At 43.9% G+C, this 6,542-nt stretch carries 7 protein-coding genes; 1 reads left to right on the top strand and 6 read right to left on the bottom strand.

Annotated elements, in window-relative coordinates; genetic code table 11:
• A partial coding sequence (locus I2503_RS04935; RefSeq protein ID WP_196967230.1) for a transposase occupies nucleotides 1-302 on the top strand: 302 nt, incomplete at its 5' end.
• A 348-nt stretch (nucleotides 303-650) separates the two neighbouring features.
• On the opposite strand, the gene ftsH is transcribed toward I2503_RS04935, so the two are convergent.
• The 6 genes from ftsH to I2503_RS04905 form a co-directional block, all read right to left on the bottom strand.
• Nucleotides 651-2,648, bottom strand: coding sequence for an ATP-dependent zinc metalloprotease FtsH (gene ftsH, locus I2503_RS04930; RefSeq protein WP_196092132.1), 1,998 nt, complete (start codon nucleotides 2,646-2,648; stop codon nucleotides 651-653).
• Nucleotides 2,649-2,670: 22 nt separating this feature from the next.
• A complete protein-coding gene (gene hpt, locus I2503_RS04925; protein ID WP_196092133.1) occupies nucleotides 2,671-3,210 on the bottom strand; it encodes a hypoxanthine phosphoribosyltransferase in 540 nt (179 codons plus the stop codon).
• A gap of 9 nt (nucleotides 3,211-3,219) precedes the next feature.
• A complete protein-coding gene (tilS, locus tag I2503_RS04920; RefSeq protein ID WP_196967229.1) occupies nucleotides 3,220-4,497 on the bottom strand; it encodes a tRNA lysidine(34) synthetase TilS in 1,278 nt (425 codons plus the stop codon).
• Entirely contained in the window at nucleotides 4,494-5,792 is a 1,299-nt protein-coding gene (locus I2503_RS04915) for a serine hydrolase (RefSeq protein WP_196967228.1), read from the bottom strand. Before I2503_RS04915 ends, tilS begins: the two co-directional genes overlap by 4 nt.
• A gap of 105 nt (nucleotides 5,793-5,897) precedes the next feature.
• Entirely contained in the window at nucleotides 5,898-6,266 is a 369-nt protein-coding gene (locus I2503_RS04910) for a septum formation initiator family protein (protein ID WP_196092136.1), read from the bottom strand.
• Nucleotides 6,259-6,525, bottom strand: coding sequence for an RNA-binding S4 domain-containing protein (locus I2503_RS04905; RefSeq protein WP_196092137.1), 267 nt, complete (start codon nucleotides 6,523-6,525; stop codon nucleotides 6,259-6,261). Before I2503_RS04905 ends, I2503_RS04910 begins: the two co-directional genes overlap by 8 nt.
• Nucleotides 6,526-6,542: the final 17 nt, after the last annotated feature.

Genomic DNA, 6,542 nt, shown 5'->3' with positions numbered 1-6,542 from the left:
ACCTAGCCTCATGGGCTGGTCTATGTCCAGGTTCCTATGAAAGTGCTGGTATTAAAAAATCCTCGCGAATAACGCAAGGAAATAAATACTTAAAACATGCCTTAACGATCTCGGGTATGATAGCAGGACACTCCAAAGATCCAGCTTTCTCATCTTTATACAATAGAGTTTCCCAAAGAGGAAGTAAGATGAAGGCTGTTATCGCTTGTGCTCATAAGATACTAAGAATTGTCTACAAACTTTTGAAAACACATCAAACTTATGAAGCAGCAAGAGCATTAGGGATGCGGCAACACCCTTAAGACATTTTTAAATATATTCACCTTAAGTATAACACAGATAGTGTTTTTTTGCGCTTTTTTACTGTGTTATTTTCAAATAAAAGACTATGTATGCCTTAATATCACGTTTCTGTTCGTAGTGCCACGATTTTGCTATCTCTTCCTCTCCCCGCTACCTCACGATAGTCAGGCTTGGGAGTCGCTATTGGGTTCACCGGAGCAGGTGCCCGCAGAGGACTTGCACCTCAGATGTACGACATGGCCGTCATACTCAAAAAAGCTGCATGGAATTTTTCCACACAGCTTCACTTTATAGAGAGTAGCTCTTCTTTTATTTCAAGTATCAGAAAATTTTTAATAGCTGAAGACCTAGTCTTTAGTGGTTTCAGATGTCTTTTCGGTATCTGATTCCATTTTAGATACGACTTCGTCGAAAGATAGAGGATGAACGTCCCCTTCTTCCTTTTCCTGATTGCTTGGCATTTGACCAGTTTCATACAAGGACTTGATCTCTTGGCTATCCAAGGTTTCATGTTCTAGGAGGGCTTGAGCAATCAATGCATGTTTTTCACGGTTTTCCTCAATGACCTTACGAGCAGCTTCGTGAGCTTCTACCAATAGCTTACGGACTTCTTGATCAATCTCACGCGCCGTTTGTTCAGACATTGATTTTTCTGGGCTGACTTGGCCAGCCAACATAGCATGGCTACCCTCATATTGAACTGGGCCAAGCAATTCACTCATTCCATATTCTGTGACCATGCTCCGAGCCAATTGAGTTGCTTGTTCAAAGTCATTGGAAGCACCAGTAGTCTGGACACCAAAGATAATCTCTTCGGCTACACGTCCTCCCATCAATCCAGCCAATTGTTCCTTCATATCATCTTTAGATAGCAGAGATTGGTCTTCTTTTGGAAGTGCAATCATGTATCCACCTGCGCGACCGCGTGGTACAATGGTTACTTTGTGCACAACACGTGCATTGGAAAGCACCAAACCAACAATGGTATGTCCGGCCTCATGGTAGGCCACAATTTCCCGTTCGCGTTTGGAGACTTCTTTATCCTTTTTAGATGGTCCAGCAATCACACGATCTTCTGCCTCATCGATATCGGAAGCATCAATTTCCTTTTTATTACGACGAGCGGCAACTAAAGCTGCCTCATTTAAGACATTTTCTAGGTCTGCACCCACAAAACCTGGGGTTTGTTGAGCCACCAATTTCAAATCAACGTCGGCTGCAAGCGGTTTGTTCTTAGCATGGACGCGAAGGATAGCCTCACGACCTTTGACGTCTGGTCTACCAACCAAAATCTTGCGGTCAAATCGACCTGGACGAAGAAGAGCTGGATCTAGGACATCGCTCCGGTTAGTTGCTGCAATAACAATAATTCCTTCGTTACCAGCAAAACCATCCATCTCAATCAAGAGTTGGTTAAGAGTTTGCTCGCGCTCATCATTTCCCCCGCCCATGCCGACACCACGGCGACGGCCAACAGCATCAATCTCATCAATAAAAATGATAGCAGGTGCAGCTTTTTTAGCATCTTCAAAAAGGGAACGGACACGGCTCGCACCGACACCGACAAACATTTCCACAAAATCTGAACCGGAAATACTGAAGAATGGGACACCTGCTTCTCCAGCGACCGCTTTAGCTAGGAGAGTTTTACCGGTTCCTGGAGGGCCTTCAAGCAAGACCCCAGCAGGAATCCGTGCTCCAAGGTTGGTGAAGCGTTTTGGATCTTTAAGGAACTCTACAACTTCAACCAATTCTTGTTTCTCTTCTTCGGCACCAGCAACATCCGCAAAGCGCACTTTGATGTCTTCTTTAGTTGTAGCTTTGGCACGATTACGGCCAAAGTTCATAGCACCACGGGCGCCGCCACCATTCTGGTTCATCATGGTCATAAAGAAGAAAAGTACAATAATGAATGGGACGATACTAATCAAAAACTGAATCCAAGCACCGCTTGAACTTTCCCGTTTAATACTGAGGTCTGCGCCCTGTTCCTGTGCTAAATCCTGAATCCGAGAGATATTAGCTTCCGATGGCAAAATAATGCTGGAGAAATTCTCAGCCTTGGTAGAGCTGGCATCGAAAAATTGAACACCTAAGTCGTTTTTTACTTCTTGTGCTTCTTTATAAGTACCCTGAATTTCAATCACGCTACCATTTGGTTGGTAGCTCAAATCCTTGACATTTCCGTCTTCCAATTGCTTGGTCAACTCAGTAAAGCTAATTTGCTGCGTTTGGGCAGATGAGCTAGTTCCAAAGATGTATTGGAAACCGGTGATTAAAGCAACAACTACGAAGATATAGGCCAGAGGATTACGACCGAAAAAACGGTTGTTTTGTTTCTTCATCTATATTCGTTTCCTTTTATATTTATTTGTAAACTTCCTCTTTCAAGATTCCAATGTAAGGGAGATTCCGGTAATTTTCTTGGTAATCCAAACCAAATCCCACTACAAATTCATTTGGAATTGTGAAGCAGGAATAGTCCGCATCAATCTCAACCTTACGGCCTTCTGGTTTATCTAGAAGAGTTACAATCTTAAGGGAAGCTGGCTTGCGTTCCAAGAACATTTTTTTCAAAATATCCAAGGTCAAACCAGAATCTATAATGTCCTCGATGATCACAATATGTCGATTTTCAATATCTGCAGCTAAATCCTTGACCACTGTCAACTCACCAGTGCTGGCAGTTCCTCCTTGATAACTAGACACAGCCATATAATCTGTTTCCAAATGCGCATCCACATGATTTATCAATTCCGCCATAAAAGGAATTGAACCCTTTAGAATCCCAATGAATACAGGATTTTTATCCATATATTCCTCCGCCAAAGTTTGGCCGAGTTTCTGGGCAGCCGCAACAATTTCCTCATGGGAGATGAGAACTTCTTTGATATCTTGATCTAACATATTCATTTCCTATTCTTTATCCATCTTTTGGACATAAATTCTAGCCTTCATTATACCATGTTCATTCTGGATACTCAAACATGGACCATGAGTATTGAGAATTCCCTGAATCTTTTCATCCTGTAAAACCAACACGGCCTGGTCCCGCTCCTGGATTGGGATTTTTTCATTGATAAACCATCGTCTCAACTTACGCCGCATCCCCCTCCAGACAAAGACATCTCCCTCCTGGCGATGACGCAACAGAACAGGTCTCTCCTCAACCTCTATTTCCGCTAAGATACTCCCTTTAGGTTTTTTTCCGAAGGAAAAATGAAAGGGGCCAAAATCAGTTACTTGACCCGGTTCTAACCAAAAGGACTGCGAGTCAAAGCGAGCTGGGGGGGTCTGGGTCAGTGAAAATTGATTGTAGCGCTTATCTAACCAATATCCCTGACCTAAATAGCTAGTCTGACTGCCCTCTTTTCGAAGCAGATGAGCCAGCTTCTCCACTTGTTCAGGTCCCCGAGGGAACTGGGGATAGTTTTTTAAGTACTGTTCTAAGAGGTAAATTTGCAAGGCTTCTGACTCTTCTTTCCATTTTTCCAAATGAAGAGGATCTAAGGGAGTCGTCAGACTGTTCAAAAGGCTATAAAGCTGCTCTACTTTCTGGGAGAGTCGTAGAAGACCTGTATCTAGCTGGGGATTCTCCTGGCGCAGATCTGGAAGAATCTTGTGACGGACACGATTGCGAAAATAAAGTGGACTATTATTCGAGGCATCTTCGAAATAAACTTCCTGAGGCAAATCCACCTTCGCAAAGTTTAGAAGTGGTCGAATCAGCTGGCCTCCAGCAAAATCCTGACATTCCTGCATGCCCGTGAGATTTTCCAAGTGATTGCCCCGAATCAAACGCATGAGAATGGTCTCTACCTGATCATCGCGATGGTGGCCAGTTACCAAGGCAGTATACCCCTGTTCCGCCATGATTTCAGCAAAGAAGTCATAGCGAAAGGCACGCGCCTCAGCCTCGCTGAAATCTCCCGTAAAGGAGCGACTATAGAAGGGTAGTTCTAACTCCTGGGCTAGACGTCTCAGGGACTCTTTTTCCCAGTCAGCTTCCGGACGCTGCCCATAATTAACATGAGCCAGACCCAAATCCAGGCCTAGCTCATCCCGATTACGGTAAAGGAAACTGAGTAAATATAAGGAATCCTTGCCCCCGGATAAGGCCAGTAATACCTTGGAATGGTCTTGAAAGTAGCCTTCCTTACAGACATGCTCCAGGATTAGAGTTTCCATAGTCATTTTAGTACCTCATAAATATCTTTAGAAATCTTGGAGATCAGCTCATTGTCCTTGTTTTCCGTAAAGATAACCAGGACATAGGGGGATTTAGCATAGACCAGAGCCGCATCATGGTGAAAGGCATCCGCATCACCAATTTTGTGGGCCACAGGAACTGGAAGGTCTCGGGGGATCCGCTGGTCATCAAATGCAGTCTGCTGTAACATTGAAAGTAACTCACCGTTTTGTAGGTAGATAGCCTCCATGAGCCGGCCGGCCATCTCCGGGGTGACCTCTCGGTCTACAACATCCCATTCCTGCCCTACAATCTGCTTGATGGCCTTTTGAAAAGCTGGACTCGACTTATCCGTTCCATAATAGCCCAGGATATTGTGGGCTACATTATCCGATTCTTTTGCAGCCTTATCCTCCAGCTCCTTATAGTTATAGGATTCTTGATTGGGTTCCTTGGGGAGACTTCCTGTTCCCGCAGGATCATAGGCTCCGTCATAATCTTCAGTTTCCTTGGTATACTTCACCCGATCTGTCCACTTCAAGTTCCCTTCAAGAACTTGTTCCTGCACGTAATAAAGATAGGGAAGCTTGGTAATACTAGCAGAATACATCGTCTTATTCTGATTAATCCCTGCCACCTTACTAGTCTCCACTTGCTGAACATAGATACCCACATTCTCATCCTGGTATTTCTCATCTAGTAGCTCTTGAACCCTCTGCATGCGATTGTCCTCCTGACTGAGCGAGGACCAGTCAACATAGTCCCCCTTGTCCGTCACGCCATACTCAGTTCGAGGATAGGTCACTTTCTTAACAATTTTAATAGGTTGATAAGCTTGATAGTTCCTTTTGCTGATCTTGCTTTGATCCTGTGGAACTTCCTTATAAAATTTTGCATCGGGCTGGAGCCAAAGAAGTCCTTCGTAGTCTTCTTCATGCAACAGCTGATTTGAATAAATGAAAGAACGGCTTGCTAAGATAAAGCTGCCGTCCTTCAGTTGAAACAGCGGGGTCCCATCATCCCGGTAGAGCAAATCTTGAATCAGCAGAGCTTGATTCGAAGACCAGGATTTTGCGACCTGGGTCAAATCCTGGTCTTTGAAACTGACCATATCCACTGTAGCTACTGGATTTTCCGGGATTTCCGTGTATAACAAGCTGTAAGATACTTGGAAGAGAGCTGCTGCTTGTTCTGGGGCCAGATTAAGTTTCTCAGCCGGATCCAAATTGACGAATGGCCAGGAGGTAAACCAAGCAAGGACAGGTAAAATCACCCAGGGATGCTTACTTGTCTTCAACATGTTCTAGTAAATAATAGGCCTTATTCTTCTCTTCCAGTTCTGTTAGCTTATCCTCAGAATGTTGGAGAAATAGAGCCACTTTTTTCATGAGTTGGGATTTTTCCATTATTTAGGTAGGAGATCTGGAATCGTGTAGATGGTCTCGCCGTCTTTAGAGTAGTAGTAACGGGCCCGCATGTACTTGCTGGCATAGTCATCATCTTCTAGCTTTTTAGCCAGTGTCGCCAATCTCTCCTCCTCCTTTTCTAATTGTTGGTATTGTTGGTCCATTTCTCGGTATTGCTTTTGTCTTTGTTCCAAAACCTGTCTGGTATTTGCCAGATTAAAGATTGGAAGAATAAACAAAATTACAACCAAAATCAGAACCCAGCCTATAAAGCGATTACGCTGGCGTCGTCCATCATGGTCATTCCGACGCTGCGAAGCTTCCTCCTCAATATAGGCGTTTTTCATTTGGAGGACATTTCTAGGCATCTTCTTCTATCCTTATTTCTTCTAATAGTTCATACATCTTAGAAGCATCTTCTTTTTTGGTACTATCTAGCATCTCTAAGACCTTCACCCGGACAAGTTTATGACCAAAGCGAATCTCCACGATATCGTCGATTTTTAAGTCGGTCGAACTTTTAGCCAAAACGCCATTCACTTTGATTCGTCCCTTGTCCGCCACTTCCTTTGCTACAGGACGACGTTTGATTAAACGAGATACTTTGAGGTATTTGTCTAAGCGCATAAATCTTTCTCCTTTTT

This window comes from Streptococcus sp. NLN64, assembly GCF_015831295.1.
Taxonomy (GTDB): Bacteria; Bacillota; Bacilli; order Lactobacillales; family Streptococcaceae; genus Streptococcus.
The sequence above is the reverse complement of the archived record's forward strand: the minus strand, read 5'-3'. Positions and strand labels throughout refer to the sequence as shown.

Bases quoted from the DNA above. Each gene is read 5' to 3' on its own strand.
- ftsH (WP_196092132.1), bottom strand. From the start codon at position 2,648: ATGAAGAAACAAAACAACCGTTTTTTCGGTCGTAATCCTCTGGCCTAT.
- hpt (WP_196092133.1), bottom strand. From the start codon at position 3,210: ATGTTAGATCAAGATATCAAAGAAGTTCTCATCTCCCATGAGGAAATT.
- tilS (WP_196967229.1), bottom strand. From the start codon at position 4,497: ATGACTATGGAAACTCTAATCCTGGAGCATGTCTGTAAGGAAGGCTAC.
- I2503_RS04915 (WP_196967228.1), bottom strand. From the start codon at position 5,792: ATGTTGAAGACAAGTAAGCATCCCTGGGTGATTTTACCTGTCCTTGCT.
- I2503_RS04910 (WP_196092136.1), bottom strand. From the start codon at position 6,266: ATGCCTAGAAATGTCCTCCAAATGAAAAACGCCTATATTGAGGAGGAA.
- I2503_RS04905 (WP_196092137.1), bottom strand. From the start codon at position 6,525: ATGCGCTTAGACAAATACCTCAAAGTATCTCGTTTAATCAAACGTCGT.